A 15,813-nucleotide genomic window follows, 5' to 3' on the forward strand; every position below is an offset into this window, starting at 1 on the left:
CGGGTGAATGACATCACATTATTGGTAAATGGAAAATTGGATTAACTTGCGTAATTGCTTGCGGTTTTGGATCTGTCGATCCGCTGCTGTGTCCGGCTTGAAGGTCGCATCAGGGCTTGTTCAACGCTTCCGAAAGGCCAGAGTGCCGGAGTGACGATGGCTGCCAATATGCGTTTGTCGTTGATTAACATGAGGTAGTCATGAATCGCTTTGATTTGCTGGTTATGCGGTCTTGTCAGCGCAATTAATTGCGTTTTGCGCAATATCATTATTGTCGGGTTCGCGAGGCTTGTTGGATTGGTGACGCCAACTCGCCGGCAGGGAGCGCGAAGGAAGCGGCATGCAGTTATTTCCGATTCATGCAACGGGGCTCTGGCAGGTCGGTTTGAGTCACGCACCACGGTCGGAAGTACACATACTGGCGGGGCAGGGAGGTGATGCCGGTCGCGCGTCGGTTCACGCCACCCTGGTGGCGTGCGACCATGCCGGAATGAACCAGACGAATCCTCCCCGACTGGCCATCGTCGGCGGTGGTCCGGCGGGCCTGATGGCGGCCGAGGCGGCGTGTGCCGCCGGCGCAACGGTCGACCTGTACGACGCGAAAGGCTCGGTCGGGCGAAAATTCCTGCTGGCCGGCAAGGGCGGCCTCAACCTGACCCACGCCGAACCCCGCGTCCGTTTCGTCGAACGCTACGGCGCGCGTCGCGACGAGGTCGCGCGCTGGCTGGACGTCTTCGACGCCGACGCGCTGCGTGCGTGGGCCAGCGAGTTGGGCGTGGAGACTTTCGTGGGCAGTTCGGGTCGCGTGTTCCCGCATGACCTGAAGGCCGCACCGCTGTTGCGCGGCTGGTTGCGACGTCTGCGCGAAGCCGGGGTGAACTTCCACATGCACCATCGCTGGCTGGGCTGGCAGGCGCACGACGCCCTGCATTTTGCCACGCCGCAGGGGCAGCGCGTGGTGCCGGCCGATGCCGTGATCCTGGCACTCGGCGGCGCAAGTTGGCCGCAGCTGGGTTCCGACGGCGCCTGGCTGGCGCCGCTGCAGCAGGCGGGCATCGACATCGCGCCCCTGCAACCCGCGAACTGCGGTTTCGAGATTCCATGGAGCGAACACCTGTCCAGCCGCTTCGCCGGCGCGCCGTTGAAGCCGGTGGTGGCGCACTGGGTCGATCGACAGGGCGTCGCGCATTCGCGGCAGGGCGAGTTCGTGCTCAGCGAGTACGGCATCGAGGGCAGCCTGGTGTATGCGATCGGCGCCGAGTTGCGCGAGCAGATCCGCGAACACGGCGAGGCCCTGCTGACGCTGGACCTGGTGCCCGGCTACACCGCGGCGGTGCTGGCCGAACGTCTCGCCGCGCCGCGCGGCAAGCACAGCATTGGCGACTGGCTGCGCCGTCGCGCCGGACTGGACGCGGCCAAAAGCGCGCTGGCGTTCGAACTGCTGGACAAGCCCACGCTGGCCGATCCGTCGGCGCTGGCGGCGCGGCTCAAGGCCGTGCCGTTGCACTTGCGCGCACCGCGTCCGGTGGCCGAGGCGATCAGCACCGCCGGCGGCGTGCGGCTGGAAGCACTGGATGACACGCTGATGTTGCGCGATCGCCCCGGCGTGTTCTGCGCCGGCGAGATGCTGGATTGGGAAGCGCCCACCGGCGGCTATCTGCTCACCGCCTGCTTCGCCAGTGGCCTGCTGGCCGGGCGCGGCGCCGCGGCGTGGCTGCGGCGTTAGCCGTTCGCGCTCGGCGGCTCACTGGCCGGCGCGCCGCACCAGCTGGATCTCGAACAGCTGCGGCCAGCACTTGCCGGTGACGAACAGGCGCTTGCGCGCCGCATCCCAGGCAATTCCGTTGAGCACGTCGTCGACCGGGTTCGGCAACTGGCTGATGTCGAGCAGGCCGCTCAGGTCGATCCAGCCGACCACGTGGCCGCTGGCCGGATCGATGCGGGCGATGCGGTCGGTCAGCCACACGTTGGCGTAGATCTCGCCGTCGACCCATTCCAGCTCGTTGAGATGGGTGACCGGCACGCCATCGGCGGTGACCTGGATGCGGCGAACCTCGGCCAGCGTTTCCGGATCCAGCACGCGCAGCTCCGCCGTGCCGTCGCTCATGTACAGCTGGTGGTCATCGCGGGTCAGCGCCCAGCCTTCGCCGGGATAGCTGAAGGTTTTCTGCGGCGTGAAGCTGGTCAGGTCGTAGACGAAGCCGGTCTGGCTTTGCCAGGTGAGCTGCACCATCCGGCCCTTCCAGTCGACGATGCCTTCGCCGAAGTATTGCTTGGGCAGGCGATGACGCTGCAGCACCTCGCCGGTTTCCAACTCCACCTTGCGCACGGTCGACTCGCCGACCTGGCCGGTGCTCTCGTACAGATGGCCGTCCTTGTAGAACAGGCCTTCGGTGTACGCGGCGGTATCGTGCGGATAGCTGTGCACCACCTTGTAGCCGTACACGGGAATCGCGGCCCATGCGGAGCCGGCCGAGGCGAACAGGGCGAGGGCAAGCGTGCGGTGGAACCAGCGCGACATGGCAATAGTTTCCAGCTTGGTGGGTGTGTTCAGCCCAAGGGCCGCACGCGGAAGTTCCGACCTTTGATCTTGCCGGCGCGCAAACGTTCCAGCGCCTTGTTTGCCAGTTCGCGGCTGATCGCCACGTAGGCGCGGGTGGCGAACACGTCGATCTTGCCGATGTCCTTCGCCGCCAGCCCGGCATCGCCGGTGAGCGCGCCGAGGATGTCGCCCGGGCGCAGTTTGTCCTGGCGGCCGGCGTCGATCACCAGGGTCTTCATCGGCGCCAGGTGCAGGGTCTTGCCGCGGGACGGCGCAACTTTCAGCGGACGCCACGGCAGCGGCGTACCGTTCAATTCCTCGATGTTCGCGGCTTTCGGTCGCTCGCGCGGCGCGCACAAGGTGATCGCCAGGCCGGCCTGGCCGGCGCGGCCGGTGCGGCCGATGCGATGGGTGTGGGTTTCAGGGTCGTGCGCAATGTCGTAACTGACCACCAGCGGCAACGCCACGATGTCCAGCCCGCGCGCCGCCACGTCGGTGGCCACCAGCACCGCGCAGCTGTGATTCGCGAAACGCACCAGCACTTCGTCGCGGTCGCGCTGCTCCATGTCGCCGTGCAGAGCCAGCGCGGAGAAACCGCGGCGGTCCAGTTCCTGCGCCACCGCATCCACTTCGCGGCGCATATTGCAGAACACCAGCGCCTGCTCGACGTTGGCACCGCCAAGCAGCTGCGCCAGCGCATCAGGCTTCTGCGCCGGATCGACTTCGTGGAAACGCTGCTCGATCGCCGGCTGCTTGTCAGCCGGTGCATCCACCGTCACCACCACCGGATCATGCTGCACGCGTTCGCTGACCGCGCGGATCTCGTCCGGATAGGTGGCCGAAAACAGCAGGGTCTGATGATGTTTCGCGATGCGCCCGATGATGTCGTCGATGGCTTCGGAAAAGCCCATGTCGAGCATGCGGTCGGCCTCGTCCAGCACCAGCACCTTGATCCCGCCGCCATGCAGGCTTTGCCGCTTCAGGTGTTCCTGCACGCGGCCGGGCGTGCCCACCACGATGTGCGGGTCGTGCGTGAGCGAAGCCAGTTGCGGGCCCAGCGGCATGCCGCCGCACAGGGTCAGCAGCTTCACGTTGGGGATATTCGCGGCCAGCTTGCGGATCGCCTTGCTGACCTGGTCCGCCAGCTCGCGGGTGGGGCACAGCACCAGCGCCTGCAGCCGGATCGTGTCGACGTCGATCGACTGCAGCAGGCTCAAGCCGAACGCCGCCGTCTTGCCGCTGCCGGTTTGCGCCTGCGCGATCACGTCGCGGCCCTCCAGCATCGGCGGCAGGCTTTGTGCCTGCACCGGGGTCATCTCGGTGTAGCCAAGGGTTTCCACGCTGGCGAGCAGGGCGGGTTTGAGCGGGAGCGTGCTGAAGGCGGTCATCCGCACATGATCGCATCTATGGCACAGGCCTGCCTCGCCCAGCTGATGGGTCGTCGCGCCGAGTTCAGCCGGCCGCACCGTGCAGCGGGAACAAATCCCGTTGCGGATTGACGGCGGGCTCGGGCAGCGGGAACGCATGCTCCACCGCCATGCGCAACATGTTTGGCGCGATATAGGCGCGATGAACGCGCTGGATCGCCGCCATGTAGAGACGGCCAAACAGGTTCTTGCAGTGCACGCGGGTGCCCAGGGTGAGCACCACCCGTTGGCCATCGAGCCGTTGCACGCCGACGCAGGAGCGGAAGATCAGATGCTTGTCGTCCGCGCCGAGGATCACCTGTGCCCGGCGATCGTCGCGGTCGATGCACTGGTCGAGCACCGGATAGCGGCGATCGAACAACTGGTCGCGCTGCGCAGACAGCAACGAGGACACCGGGCAGCCCAGCGGCGAGGTGCGCAGGCCGATCGGTTTCACCAGCAGGTTGCGCAGCGCCATCATTCGCGTAACCCCGCGCGGCGGATTGCGCAGGAAGCCTTCCAGCAAACGGCTCAGCAAAACGGTGGCGCCGGCTGGATCGGTGCTGCTCAGCGAGAGTTGGAACATGTCCTGGTGATGGCAGGTCTGGCCGCTCAGTTGTTGCGCCAGCATCGAGCCGGCCGGCAGCTGGTCGAGTTCGGTCAACGTCAGTCGGCCACCGATCCGGCCGAGAAATCCGCCGGCATGCCGCCACGCCGCCCATGCGCCGCGAACCAGGCCGGCCGCGCATCGCGCGGAACGACAAACAAGACCGTGCAGGGAACCGGGCGCGGCATCCAGCGACAGGTGCGTGGTGGGTACATGCAAGCGACCAGCGGGCAACTCGCGCAGCAGGTCGCTGACCGCCGTCGGCAGCAACACCGTGAGGGCGGGAATATTTGCCGCATTGGCCAGCACCTGGGCACGCAGTTCGTGCGGCAGGTTCCCGCCCAGTTCGTTGGTGTGGCATGACAGCGCAAAAAACGCGGGATGCAGTGTGTTGCTGGCCAGTGGTGCGAACTGGTGCCAGGTATCTCCGCCGAAGCGCACGGTGAACAGGCAGTCTGGCGGGATGTTGATGTGCTGCAGGGCGTGGATGAAGCTGTACGGGTCCCGCTCAAGCTCGGCCGGACTGGCGGTGGAAAAGCGCAGCTGCGCGCCGCCACTGCCGGAAATCGCGGTGAATACGCGATGGCCAGCGTGGCGATGGAACGGGTGGCCCTTCGCACCTACGGTAAACGAGTACAGCGCGGTGGCGTCGCCCTTCGAGAGATCGCAGGCGCCAAGGCGCGCCGACGGTTCATCCAGTTCGTCGATGAACTCGGCATGCGCCCGCTGGCGCGCCAGCGCCTGGGCAAACAGCTGGTTGCCGGTGCCGTGGCCGAGCTGGGCGATCAGCGAAACCTCCACCGGCAGGCCGCCGGAGGGCGAAGCTATGCGCGTGCCGGGAAAAGACGCGACGCGTTCGATCTGCATGGTCATGGGCTCCGTGGGCTGCCGGGTTCAGCCGCCCTGCTTCTTCGTCGCCAGCTTGCGCGACTCTCGCTTCAGCGGGCCGGCCGAGGGGCAGATCTCGAAGGCGAAACCGGTGAGGGTGTTCACCAGGCTGTCCTTGTTGAGCGTGTAGACGACGAACTGGCCGCGGCGTTCGCTGGCGACCAGTCCGGCGGCCTCCAGCACCGAGAGGTGCCGCGAGATGGCCGGCGCGCTCATCGCGAAGCGGCTGGCAATTTCGCCGGCGCTCAGTTCCTGTGCTGACAGATAGGCCAGGATCTCCCGCCTGGGACGGGAGGCGAGTGCCTCGAAGATGCGGTCCACGGCCATGAAGTATTTCACTATTTAAAACATTAGTTAAATGTATATCTGTGAATTCGCGGCGTCAACCGCCGGCTTGCCGACTTGCATCCACGCGCCCGCTCGCCGACCCTGTATCACTTCGCCTCACCGAAAATCTCCATGGACATCGTTTTCATCGAAGACCTGCGCATCGATGCTGTCATCGGCATCTACGACTGGGAGCGCCGCGTGCGGCAGACGCTGGCGTTCGACATCGAGATGGCGTTCGACAACACGCTGCCGGCGGCCAGCGACGACATCGCGCTGACGCTGAACTACAAGGACGTGTCCAAGCGCCTGATCGACTACGTGGGCGCGTCGAGCTTCGGACTGGTCGAGACTCTGGCCGAGCGCTGCGCGGCGATCATCCGCGAGGAATTCGGGGTGAGCTGGGTGCGGCTGAAGTTGTCCAAGCCCGGCGCGGTGCGCGGCGCGAAGTCGGTGGGCGTGCGCATTGAACGCGGCGTGCGGCCGGACTGATGGCGCGTGTCTACCTGAGCCTGGGTTCCAACCTGGAACCGCATCGCCACCTGCGCGCGGCGCTGGCGGAATTGCGCGAGCGCTTCGGCGAGCTGGTCGTGTCGCCGGCTTATCGCAGCGCCTCGGTGGGCTTCGACGGCGCCGCCTTCGTGAACCTGGCCGTGGGGCTGGACACCGAGCTGGAACCCGAGGCGTTGAACGACTGGCTGCACGCGCTGGAGGATCGCCACGGCCGCCGCCGCGACGTGCCGCGTTACTCCGATCGCACGCTGGATGTCGATATCGTGTTCTACGACGACCTGGTGCTGGACGGTCCCGGCCATCTGCAGATTCCCCGCAACGAGCTGCAGCATGCGTTCGTGTTGCGGCCGATCGCCGATATCGCACCGGGCTTTCGCCATCCGCTCGGCGGGCGGAGCATGGCCGAGCTGTGGGCGGCCTTTCCCACGGGGAGCGAACCGTTGCAGGCCGAATCGCTGGCGGATTGAACCGGGCGCACTGTTGCAGCTGTCGCGCGGATGCTAGAAAGGCGCATCACGGGCCTGAGCCCGTCTGTCTGAACGCGGGTCCACGATCGAGGGGAGCAGGAACATGGCCGGAAAGTTTGCCCGCAGCTGGGCGTTGATGAAGGCGAGCGCCACGGTGTTGCGCTCGGACAAGTCGTTGCTGGTGTTTCCGCTGCTGTCGGGTCTGTGCACCCTGCTGGTGGCGGCCAGCTTTCTGGTGCCGGTGGGCATGATGGTGATCGGTGGCGCGCACGCCGGCGAGGACTTCCACGAACGCATGTCGGTGGGCAGCTACCTGCTGATGTTCGTGTTCTACCTGGTGCAGTACTTCGTGATCATCTTCTTCCAGACTGCCCTGACCGGCGTGGCGCTGATGCATCTGCGCGGCGAACCGACCGGCGTGGGCGCAGGCCTGGCGCTGGCGCGGTCGAAGCTGCCGCAGATCTTCGGCTATGCGCTGATCGCCGCCACGGTGGGCCTGCTGCTGCGGATGATCCAGGAGCGGCTGGGCCTGATCGGTCGGCTGGTGATCGGCTTCATCGGTCTGGCATGGACCGTGGCCACCTTCCTGGTGGTGCCGGTGCTGGCCAGCAAGGATGTCGGCCCGGTCGACGCGGTGAAGGAAAGCGTCGAGCTGCTCAAGCGCAGCTGGGGCGAAAACATCATTGGCAATGGCGGCATCGGCGTCGTGTTCGGCCTGCTGATGTTCCTGGCGGTGCTGGTCGGCGCCGTGCTGATCGGTGGCGCGGTGGCGATGCAGTCGGTCGTTGCGATCGTGCTGGCGGCGGTGATCGTGGTGGTGGGGTTCGTCCTGCTGGCCCTGATCCAGTCCTCGCTGCAAGGCATCTATTCGGCCGCGCTGTATCGCTACGCCGAAGCTGGCGAGGCCAGCGTGGGCTTCGACCAGGCCTTGCTGCAGCAGGCCTTCGCGCCGAAGAAGAAGTAGCGCAAGAGCGACCCCACACCGACCCTCCCCTGCTCGCAGGGGAGGGAGCAAAGCAGAAGCTCGAAGCGGCCGGGATACCCTCCCCTGCGAGCAGGGGAGGGCAGGGGTGGGGTCCACGCTACCGCATCGCCCATCGAAGCGACGCCCGAACCTCACACCGCCAACGTCCTTCCTCCATCCACCCGGATGATCTGCCCGGTCACGAACGGTGCGTCGCGCAGCAGCCACAGCACCGCGCTGGCCACGTCGTCCGGTGAGCCGGAGCGTTGCAGCGGCGTGCGTGCCAGCATTGCCTGCTGGTCGTCGTAGGCCTTGCCGTCGCCCGGCCACAGCACGGCGCCGGGGGCGACGCCGTTGACCCGGATGTCGGGGCCCAGATCCAGCGCCAGCGAGCGGGTCATCGCGGACAGCGCAGCCTTGGCCATGCAGTACAGCGGATGCCCGGCCAGCGGACGCTCGGCGTAGATGTCGATCATGTTGACGATGGCGCCGCCCGATGCGCGCAGCGCGGGGATGGCGGCCTGGCTGAGGAAGAACGGCGCCTGCGCGTTGGAGGCGAACAGCGCGTTCCACTGTTCGGCGGTGGCCGTGTCCGCGGGCGTGGGAAAAAACGCCGACGCGTTGTTGACCAGCGCATCCAGACGGCCATAGCGCTCGAGCAACTGATCGATCATGCCGGGCAACGTCGATAGCTCGGCGAGTTCGGCCTGCAGCAGCAGGGTGCTGCCGCTGCGTTGCGCTTCGAGCTCGTCAGCCAGCGCACGTGCGTCGGCGGCCGAATGACGATAGTGCAGCGCCACCTCGTAGCCGGCTGCATGCAGCGTCCGCGCGATCACCGCGCCGACCCGACGGCTGGCGCCGGTGATCAGCGCGACGGGTCGAGCCGCGCCGGATCGATCTGCGCCGGGTCGTTCATCGGAAGGTGACATGCGGCGGCTCCGGCAACTGTGCAGCCTGCAGCTTGCCGCAAAGCCGCGTCAGCGTCACCCGCGCTGGGGCGGGTCGGGCTTCTTCGGGTGCGTCTTGCGGGCAGCTTTTTGCGCGGCGCCGGCGACCTTGCGGGCGGCCGTGGCGACCGCCTTGTCGACCAGCTTGCCGGCCACGCGCCGCGCCGCTTTCGCTGCCGGCTTCGGCTTCGGCACCGGTTTCGGTTTGCCGGTGGTCGCGGCGTCCGCGTCGGCTGTTTCCTCGATCGTCATCTCGCTCTCGAACATCTCGATCGCAGTGGCGGCCACTTGCCCGGTGTCGTAGTACGCGTAGGCACCGACGCCCAGTGCGCCGACCACCGGCAGCCAGCGCGACAGGCCCTTGCTCAGCGTGCGCTGGGTGAGTTTCACGCCGATCTGCTTCGCCACGCGCTGGGCCACGCCCCACGACATGCGGCGGAAGATCAGCCGGTCGCCCATGCGCACCACCAGGTCGCGGAAGGCCTGCGCCGCGGTGTGGCGGAACAGGCACCACATCATCTGTTCGCGCCCCAGACTCGCGTGGCGGCCGTAGGCGGCGGCGATGTCGCTGACCATCTGCCCCTGGATTTTCCAGATCGCGATCAGCTCCGGCAACAAGGTCAGCCAGCCCAGCGGACCTGGCGGCAAGGCCAGCGAGCCGGCAGTCAGCGCGGCGCGCTGGGCGGCGCGGCTGGCCAGCTTGCGCGCCTCGTTCGCCGGTTCCTTGCTGCTGTCGATCCGGCTGCCCGGTACTTCGCTGACGAAATCGAGGATCGCCGCGGTGATCCTGCCCGGCTCGCCCGGCGCGATGACTGCGGGAACCTGTTGGCTGGGTGACTTGCTCATGGGCGACTCCGTGCAGACGAGGCGAATGCGCGCGGCTTGCGTTCTTCGCAGTCTAGGGAGTGCGCGTGAAGCGGGGCTCAACACGATGGCCGGTCACACGGTGCGTGACTTCTGGCCCGGGCGGTCGTGCGCCGTGTTGGATATGTTATAACATAACAATTCAACTTCTCGTCCCTGCCGGAAATCCCGATGACACACTCCCCGCTCGCCCTGGCTCTTGCCGTCGCGCTGGCCATGCCGTTCGCCATCCATGCCACCGTTGCCGACCCCGCTGCCACTGCGGCGGCGCATGGCGACGATCCGGCCGACAGCGGCAGTCGCAACCGGCAACCGCAGGTGCAGGATCTGGATGCGATCTCGGTGTCGGGCGCGCTCGACCAGGCCCGCAACGCACTGTCGCCCGATACCGGCAGCAGCCAGTACGTGATCGATCATCAGGCGATCGCGCAATTGCCGCTGGGCGCGTCGACGCCGATCAACCAGGTGCTGCTGCAGGCGCCCGGCGTGGTGCAGGATTCCTATGGCGGCCTGCACGTGCGCGGCGACCACGCGAACCTGCAGTACCGCATCAACGGCGTGATCATCCCCGAGTCGATCGGCGGCTTCGGCCAGAGTCTGGACGCACGCACGATCCACACCGTGAAGCTGCTCGACGGTGCTCTGCCGGCCCAATACGGCCTGCGCACGGCGGCGGTGGTCGACATCACCACGAGGAGTGGCCACGACCTGGGCAATGGCGGCAGCGTAGGCATCACCGGCGGCAGCAACGCCACGCTGAACCCGAACGCGTCGGTATGGGGCAGCCACGATCGCTGGAGCTGGTTCTTCACCGGCAACTACATGGAGAACGACGCCGGCATCGAGAACCCCACGGCGAGCCGCAAGCCGATCCACGACCACACGAATCAAGCGAAGGGCTTCGGCGACATCAGCTACCTGATCGACAAGGACACCCGCCTGAGTTTCCTGTTCGGCGTCGCCAACAACCGCTTCGATATCCCGAACAACCCGGACCAGACGCCGCAGTTCGGTTACCTGGACACGGTGGATTTCAACTCGGCCGACCTCGCCCAGCGTCAGCGCGAGAACACCCGCTTCGGCGTGCTGGCGTTGCAGGGCAAGCTGGGCGCCACCGACTATCAGGTATCGGTGGGCCAGCGTTACAGCGGCCTCGCCTATGCGCCGGACCGGATCGGTGAACTGATGTTCAACGGCGTCGCCTCCGGCATCACCCGCAGCAATCGCGCCAGCACCTTGCAGGCCGATTTTGCCACGCCGATGGGCGATCACCACACCTTGCGCTACGGCGTCTACGGCAGCTTCGAGCGTGCGGCCAGCGGCAACGACGCGTGGGTGTTTCCGGTCGATGCCGACGGCAACCAGGCCAGCACCACGCCGGTCAACATCCTCGACGCCAGCCGCCTCACCGCAAGGACCTGGTCGGCCTATGTGCAGGACGAATGGAGCCTCGGCGCCAACTGGACGCTGAACTACGGCCTGCGTGGCGACCGCTATCAGCTGGCGCGCAGTGAGAGCCAGCTGAGTCCCCGCGCTGGCCTGGTCTGGCAGGCCACCGGCAGCACGGTGGTGCACGCCGGCTACTCGCGCTATTTCACGCCGCCAGCGACCGAGATGATCGCCAGCAGCAACATCGCGAAATTCGAAGGCACCACCAACGCCGTGGCGGACACCGGCAACAACACGCCGTTGGCCGAACGCTCGGATTATTTCGACGCAGGCATCTCGCAGAACCTCGGCTCGGCCTGGACCGTGGGCGTGGACGCCTACTACCGCAAGGTGCAGCGCCTGCAGGACGAAGGCCAGTTCGGCTCCGCCCTGGTCTACTCCACCTTCAACTACGCGGCGGGCCGGGTGAAGGGCGTGGAGTTCACCGCCAATTACGAGCAGGGCCCGCTGTCGGCGTACTTCAACGCCTCGCTGGGCAAGGCGATCGGCCAGCGCATCATCACCAGCCAGTACAACTTTGATCCCGACGACTTGGCTTACGTCAACAACCACTGGATCTTCCTGGACCACGACCAGAAGCTCACCTCGTCCGGTGGCATCAACGTCGCGCTGAACGACAGCACCCGCGTCGGCGCCGACTATCTTTTCGGCAGCGGCCTGCGCAAGGACGGCGACGTGCCGAATGGCGCCTCGCTGCCCGCGTACTTCCAGCTGAACCTCAACGTCGCGCACGACTTCGCCTTCGACGGTTTCGGCAAGCTGCACGCGCAACTGGCGGTGATCAATGCGCTCGATCGCACGTATGAACTGCGCGACGGCAGCGGCATCGGCGTGGGCGCCCCGCAGTTCGGCCCGCGTCGCGGCGTGTACCTGAGCCTGCAGAAGGACTTCTGAGCCCCGGCCCGCGTGGCGATGGCATCCGTCACGCGGGCTCGGCGGCTTCATCCGCTATCCTTGCGGCGCTGAATTTCAGGGCCGCATCCATGCAAACCCGTTTACCCGAGCCCGGCGCCGACGAACGCGCCCACTCCGATCACCTGTTGCAACTGCTGCGCGAGCAGATCGCCTCGCACGGGCCGATGCCGTTCGCGCAATACATGGAGCGTTGCCTGTACGCGCCGGGGCTGGGCTACTACAGCGCCGGTCGCACCAAGTTCGGCGAGGCCGGCGACTTCGTCACCGCGCCGGAACTGGGCGAGCTGTTCGCCGGCTGCGTGGTGAACGCGGTGCAGCCGGTGCTGGCGATGCTGGGCGAGCAGGCGGACTTTCTCGAACTCGGTGGCGGCAGCGGCGCGTTTGCCGAGTCCGAGCTGAAGGCGCTCGCCGCCGCCGGCAGCTTGCCGCGGAATTACCTGATCCTGGAGCCGAGCGCCGACCTGCGCGAACGCCAGCGCGAACGCCTGCGGGCGAATCTTCCGGCCGAACTCAACGCGCGCGTGCAATGGCTGGATCGGCCGCCGGAGCAGGACTGGCGCGGCGTGCTGTTCGCCAACGAGGTGATCGATGCCTTGCCGGCCACGCGTTTCAGCATGCGCGATGGCGAAGTGTTCGAAGAACATGTGGTGCTGGACGGCGAAGGTCGCCTGAAGCGCACCGATCGACCGGCCGATGCGCTGGTGTCCGGCGCCGTGCGCCACGTCGAGCGCGACCTGGGCGCCGAATTCGCCGACGGTTATCGCTCGGAAATCCTGCCGCAGCTGCCGTACTGGGTGCAGGCGGTGGCCGGGTCGCTGGTGGCCGGACTGATGCTCTTCGTCGACTATGGCTATGTGCGCCGCGAGTTCTACCTGCCCGAGCGCGACGACGGCACCCTGATGGCGCACTACCGCCACCATGCGCACAACGACCCGCTGTACCTGCCGGGCCTCAACGACCTCACCGCCTCGGTCGATTTCACCGCGCTGGCCGAGGCCGGCAACAGCGCCGGTTTCGGGGTGGCGGCGTATCTGCCCCAGGCGCAGTTCCTGATCGGCGCGGGCCTGCAACAGGTGTTCGAGGACGCCCACGAAAAGGCGCCCGACGAACACGCCCGCTACCGGCTGTCCCAGCAGGTGAAGCGCCTGATGTTGCCCGACCAGATGGGCGAGCGCTTCCAGGCGATGCTGCTGGCGCGGGGGCTGGAAGCGTTGCCGCTGCCGGCCGTGTTGCTGGCCGCCGACCAGGGTGGCCGGCTTTGATCGAAGCGGTCCGCGTTCAGACGTCTGGACGGCTGCGCTGGCACAAAGCCTGGGTCGTGCTCGGCGGGTTGATCATGGCCTGGACGCTGTGGATGGCGCTGACGCCCGATCCGGGCATCACGCTGGTCTTCCCGTACGGCGACAAGCTGCTGCACGCGATCACCTTCACCTGCCTGATGGGCTGGTGGGGCAATGTCTATCGCGACCAGCGGCCACGCGCATGGGCGGCGCTGGGTTGCCTGGCCTTCGGCATCCTCATCGAGTTCGCCCAGTGGCTGGACCCGCCCCGCGATGCCGATGCCTTCGATGTGCTGGCCGACGGCATCGGCGTGATCATCGCGCTGGGCTTGCTGCGCACGCCGCTCGCCAGGGTGCTGGCGAGCGTGGAAGCGTTCTCAGCGCAGCGCCGCCGGCACTGACCCCGCCGAACTGGCGGTTGCCGGAGCCGAACTGGCGGGTGCGGGCGCCGAGCCGGGGGACGCGGGAAGCGCGCTGGCGGGCACGGGCAGCGGCTCCACCGGCGTCGAATCCGCCGGGCGCCGCCCCAGCTGGCCGCGCTTGAACAGGTCGCTGGCGACCTGGTAATAGGCCACCGCGTCGGTGATCTGCTGCTGGTTCTGCGGCTTGATCGGGATGGCGTCGCCGGTGGCGTAGTCCGGCTTCATCTGCTCCAGCTTGCGCTGTGGTTCCAGCACGGTGAGCACGTCGTCGTGCAGGTAGCCGAGCTTTTCGTAGGTGGCCGGGAACGCCCGCTCGCGACCGGCTTCCAGCTGGAACAGGTCGTAGCCGAAGAAGCGCGTGCGATAGCTGAAATTGAGCAGGCCCAGCACGGTCGGCGCGATGTCGACCTGGCCCATCAGCCGGTCCACCCGTTGCGGCGGGATGTGTTTCGGCGAGTAGATCCACAGCGGGATGTGGTAGCGGTTGACCGGCACGCTGGTCTTGCCCGCGCTGGAGGCGCAGTGGTCGGCGGTGATCACGAAGATGGTGTCGTCGAAGTAGGACTTCTCGCGGGCGCGGCGGATGAAGTCGCCGATCGACCAGTCGGTATACGCCACCGCGCCTTCGCGCGTGCCGTTGGCCTGCTTTACCCGGCCTTCCGGGAAGGTGAACGGGCGATGGTTCGAGGTGGTCATGATGTGCAGGAAGAACGGCTTGCCCGCGGCGTGGATCTGGTCCATCTGGCCCAGCGCCAGCGTGTACAGATCCTCGTCGGCCACGCCCCACACGTTCTCGCCGTGGATCGTGGCGCCCTTCGGAATGTCGCGCCGGTCCACCGTGCGGTAGCCGTTGCTGCCGAAGAACTGGTTCATGTTGTCGAACTCGCCGTAACCACCGTAGACGAAGTCGGACTGGTAGCCGCGGTCGTTGAAGATGTCCGCCAGCGAAAACAGGTTTTCGTTGTCATGCGCCTTCAGCAACGAATCGCCGGGCGTCGGCGGCACCGACAGCGACAGCGCTTCCAGCCCGCGCACAGTGCGCGTGCCATTGGCGTACAGCTTGTCGAAGAACAGGCTGTGGTCGACCAGCGAGTCGAGATAGGGAGTGATCTTCTGCGGGTTGCCGAAGGTGCCCAGGTAATCGCCGGACAGGCTCTCCACGCTGATCAGCACCACGTTGAGGCGCTTCTCCGGGCCGCTGCGGCGGATTTCCCGGGTGAGGTCGCGCAGGTCGCTGCTGACATAGCTGGAGTCCGGCGTCTTCAGCATCTCGCGCACGCGGCGGAAGGCGTCGTCGTCGGGCAGGGTGCGGTAGAACTTCGCGTAGTCGAGGTGGCTGCTGCGGAAGGCGTTGAAGAACTGGTAGATGCCGTTGCCGGCCAGCTCGTTGACGTAGTTGTTGCCGGTGCGGTCCTTCATGCTGCCGTTCACCGCGGCCACCGAGATCACCGTCAGCACCAGCCACAGCAGCACGACCTTGCCTCGTTGCCAGAAGCGGCTGCCATCGTCGCGCACGCGCAGGGCGCGGTGGCCGACCGCCAGCACCAGCAGCGCCAGTACCGCCAGCAGGCTCACCCACAGGCCGATCGGGTACGACTCGCGGATGTTGCCGATCACCTCGGTGGTGTAGACCAGATAGTCCACCGCGATGAAATTGAAGCGCACGCTGAACTCGTTCCAGAACACCAGCTCCGAAGCGGCCACGAACAGCAGGCCGTAGATCAGCAGCAGCGCGAACACGTACAACACCCACTGGCCGGCGCGCGAGGTGTAAGTGAACGCCGCCAGTGGCAGCACGAACAGGAACGGCAGCAGCGCCGGCCAGGTTTCCTTCAGCCCGGCGTGATAGTGCAGGTGCAGCGCGACCAGGCAGAGCGTGCACGCCAGGGCCATTGCCATGGCATAGGCCAGCCAGCGCAACAGCGGCGCCACCCGCCCCGACCGGGTCGGCACGATCCACAGGAACAGCACCAGCGGCCACGCCACGTAGATGAAGGTGACCACGTCGTAGAACAGTCCCACGCCAAACGCATAGGCGAGATTGAACGCGGTGTGCGGTACCTCGGCACCCGACATCACCAGCAGCACCACGCGGGTGGCGAAGGTGATCACCAGGTAGCTGATCGCCAGCCACCATAGCGGGCGGAAGCGCTGGGGAACGGGAGAGGGGCGGGTAAAGGCACGCGGCACGGGCAACTCCGAAACAGGCAAGGGGACGCCAC

The 15,813-nt window shown here is 66.8% G+C and carries 14 protein-coding genes; 7 read left to right on the forward strand and 7 right to left on the reverse strand.

The annotated features are described in order from the left end of the window. The first annotated feature begins 547 nt into the window (after positions 1 to 547). On the forward strand, positions 548 to 1,726 hold the full coding sequence (locus ASD55_RS16890) for a TIGR03862 family flavoprotein (RefSeq protein ID WP_056768357.1): 1,179 nt from the start codon (positions 548 to 550) through the stop codon (positions 1,724 to 1,726). A gap of 18 nt (positions 1,727 to 1,744) precedes the next feature. Here ASD55_RS16890 and ASD55_RS16895 read toward each other — a convergent pair whose 3' ends face one another. The 4 genes from ASD55_RS16895 to ASD55_RS16910 form a co-directional block, all read right to left on the reverse strand. Next, on the reverse strand, positions 1,745 to 2,521 hold the full coding sequence (locus ASD55_RS16895) for a glutaminyl-peptide cyclotransferase (RefSeq protein ID WP_056768058.1): 777 nt from the start codon (positions 2,519 to 2,521) through the stop codon (positions 1,745 to 1,747). A 29-nt stretch (positions 2,522 to 2,550) separates the two neighbouring features. Further along, positions 2,551 to 3,930, reverse strand: coding sequence for an ATP-dependent RNA helicase DbpA (gene dbpA / locus ASD55_RS16900; protein WP_056768061.1), 1,380 nt, complete (start codon positions 3,928 to 3,930; stop codon positions 2,551 to 2,553). A gap of 64 nt (positions 3,931 to 3,994) precedes the next feature. Next, positions 3,995 to 5,428, reverse strand: coding sequence for a DUF2867 domain-containing protein (locus ASD55_RS16905; protein ID WP_056715060.1), 1,434 nt, complete (start codon positions 5,426 to 5,428; stop codon positions 3,995 to 3,997). 21 nt (positions 5,429 to 5,449) lie between these two features. Continuing rightward, positions 5,450 to 5,770, reverse strand: coding sequence for a metalloregulator ArsR/SmtB family transcription factor (locus tag ASD55_RS16910; protein ID WP_056715063.1), 321 nt, complete (start codon positions 5,768 to 5,770; stop codon positions 5,450 to 5,452). Between the two features lie 132 nt (positions 5,771 to 5,902). Between ASD55_RS16910 and folB the strand changes: the two genes are divergently transcribed. The 3 genes from folB (at position 5,903) to ASD55_RS16925 (ending at position 7,714) form a co-directional block, all read left to right on the forward strand. After that, entirely contained in the window at positions 5,903 to 6,262 is a 360-nt protein-coding gene (folB, locus tag ASD55_RS16915) for a dihydroneopterin aldolase (RefSeq protein ID WP_056715066.1), read from the forward strand. After that, a complete protein-coding gene (folK, locus tag ASD55_RS16920) occupies positions 6,262 to 6,750 on the forward strand; it encodes a 2-amino-4-hydroxy-6-hydroxymethyldihydropteridine diphosphokinase (RefSeq protein WP_056768064.1) in 489 nt (162 codons plus the stop codon). The genes folB and folK overlap by 1 nt, the downstream gene beginning before the upstream one ends. Before the next feature lie 103 nt (positions 6,751 to 6,853). After that, on the forward strand, positions 6,854 to 7,714 hold the full coding sequence (locus ASD55_RS16925) for a DUF6159 family protein (protein WP_056768067.1): 861 nt from the start codon (positions 6,854 to 6,856) through the stop codon (positions 7,712 to 7,714). A gap of 152 nt (positions 7,715 to 7,866) precedes the next feature. On the opposite strand, the gene ASD55_RS16930 is transcribed toward ASD55_RS16925, so the two are convergent. Then, positions 7,867 to 8,643 (reverse strand): pteridine reductase, encoded by a 777-nt coding sequence (locus ASD55_RS16930; protein WP_056714413.1) that lies wholly within the window; start codon positions 8,641 to 8,643, stop codon positions 7,867 to 7,869. Positions 8,644 to 8,697: 54 nt separating this feature from the next. Further along, positions 8,698 to 9,507, reverse strand: coding sequence for a hypothetical protein (locus ASD55_RS16935; RefSeq protein WP_056714409.1), 810 nt, complete (start codon positions 9,505 to 9,507; stop codon positions 8,698 to 8,700). Positions 9,508 to 9,696: 189 nt separating this feature from the next. Here ASD55_RS16935 and ASD55_RS16940 point away from each other — a divergent pair, with 189 nt between their 5' ends. The 3 genes from ASD55_RS16940 (at position 9,697) to ASD55_RS16950 (ending at position 13,570) form a co-directional block, all read left to right on the forward strand. Continuing rightward, on the forward strand, positions 9,697 to 11,868 hold the full coding sequence (locus ASD55_RS16940) for a TonB-dependent receptor (protein ID WP_056768070.1): 2,172 nt from the start codon (positions 9,697 to 9,699) through the stop codon (positions 11,866 to 11,868). Between the two features lie 89 nt (positions 11,869 to 11,957). Continuing rightward, entirely contained in the window at positions 11,958 to 13,151 is a 1,194-nt protein-coding gene (locus ASD55_RS16945) for an SAM-dependent methyltransferase (protein ID WP_056768073.1), read from the forward strand. Between the two features lie 74 nt (positions 13,152 to 13,225). After that, on the forward strand, positions 13,226 to 13,570 hold the full coding sequence (locus ASD55_RS16950; RefSeq protein WP_235577865.1) for a VanZ family protein: 345 nt from the start codon (positions 13,226 to 13,228) through the stop codon (positions 13,568 to 13,570). On the opposite strand, the gene ASD55_RS16955 is transcribed toward ASD55_RS16950, so the two are convergent. Next, positions 13,547 to 15,781 (reverse strand): LTA synthase family protein, encoded by a 2,235-nt coding sequence (locus ASD55_RS16955; RefSeq protein WP_056768363.1) that lies wholly within the window; start codon positions 15,779 to 15,781, stop codon positions 13,547 to 13,549. The two genes, ASD55_RS16950 and ASD55_RS16955, sit on opposite strands and share 24 nt — an antisense overlap. Positions 15,782 to 15,813 lie beyond the last annotated feature (32 nt).

The organism is Rhodanobacter sp. Root561, from assembly GCF_001427365.1.
In the GTDB taxonomy this organism is placed as follows: Bacteria; Pseudomonadota; Gammaproteobacteria; order Xanthomonadales; family Rhodanobacteraceae; genus Rhodanobacter.